The organism is Shewanella atlantica (assembly GCF_003966265.1).
Lineage (GTDB): Bacteria > Pseudomonadota > Gammaproteobacteria > Enterobacterales > Shewanellaceae > Shewanella > Shewanella atlantica.
On the sequence record NZ_RXNV01000042.1, the window covers coordinates 1 to 1,319 of the forward strand.

Below are 1,319 nucleotides of genomic sequence, written 5' to 3' on the forward strand. Positions count from 1 at the left end.
GGCATTTACTCGTGGTAATTTTTGTTTGGCGATAAATTTGATCACCAAATGCCATGAATGTTCCTCACTATTTTACCTATCTCATTATTTCAGCTTACCTTTTTGTGGGGATTCGTCAGACACTGACCCCACTTATCCAAGCCATCCGTTATTAATCAGTCAGGCCCAACAATCACCCCTAGCGGCTCAAGTAGTTGCTCCTGCTGCCACATGCATATTTTTACATTACTAAGATCCACCTTTCTTGGATCCAGCCCAGAAAGTTCTGCATAAGAAAGATCACACCCTCTCACATCAAACTGGCCCCAAGCATCACTGGAAAAGTCTCCGCGACTCAAATCTGAACCCTTAAGCGAAGCCCTAAAAAAATTTGCACCAGTCCATTTGTTTTCAAATAGATCGCATTTCTCAATGCATTGGCGCTCAAGATTAGCGTAAGACAAATTACACCCCGTAATGTACACGGAACAGAAATACACTTGATTACTGATCTGATTGGTAAAACGGGCCTTAAGAAAGTTAACACCTTTCAAGTCACAGTTCCTAAACTCGGCACCAAAGCAATTAGCCCCCTTAAAATTAACCATAGATAACTGACAACCTTTGAAGCTCGAATCTTGCAAGTTAGCATATTCAAAATCGCAACCACTCACTGAGCCTTGCTCTATAAATGAGCAGTCGATAAAGCGGCTGTCGCTGAGATCAGTATGATAAAAATTACAATTATAAAATTTGCACAGCTCAAAATGTGAATCACTCAAATCCTGATGGCTAAAATCAACCCCATCGAATACCTCATTTTTTCTATTCATTAACGCCTCTGACTAACTAATACTAACAATAAGACTAGGTCTGAAAACCGGAGACTAACATTCACAAGTATAGAAACCAACAAAAATAAAAGCCTTAAAAACAATAACTTACGAGAGGCGTCATAATCGATTTTAAGGCTCCAAAATGGCTCTTAGACCTTGGTAAAATTAAATATAAAGATGCGAAGACCAAGAAAAAACTTTCACTCCATCCAGGGGCTTGCAGGAAGTCGGACAGATAGATTTGAATACAGGAGGTAATGCCACTCCAGGAAAAGGACTATCACGAAAAGCATAAGAAATGGGGTCAAAGAAATAGAAAAACTGACAAGAAAAGCATGAGGCCACAGAAAATGGGGACGTCCCTACAAGGGCATAGCATAAAGTTTACTCTGACCCTGACGAATCCCCACAAAAAGGTAAGCTGAAATAATGAGATAGGTAAAATAGTGAGGAACATTCATGGCATTTGGTGATCAAATTTATCGCCAAACAAAAATTACCACG

At 39.7% G+C, this 1,319-nt stretch carries 1 protein-coding gene; it reads right to left on the reverse strand.

Annotated elements, in window-relative coordinates:
* Positions 1-155: 155 nt before the first annotated feature.
* The gene (locus tag EKG39_RS23225; protein WP_126508324.1) at positions 156-812 is read right to left on the reverse strand and encodes a Qnr family pentapeptide repeat protein; all 657 of its coding nucleotides are present in this window, start codon (positions 810-812) and stop codon (positions 156-158) included.
* Positions 813-1,319 lie beyond the last annotated feature (507 nt).

What these genes read in the sequence shown, in the direction of transcription:
- EKG39_RS23225 (WP_126508324.1), bottom strand. Translation starts at nt 812, where the DNA reads ATGAATAGAAAAAATGAGGTATTCGATGGGGTTGATTTTAGCCATCAG.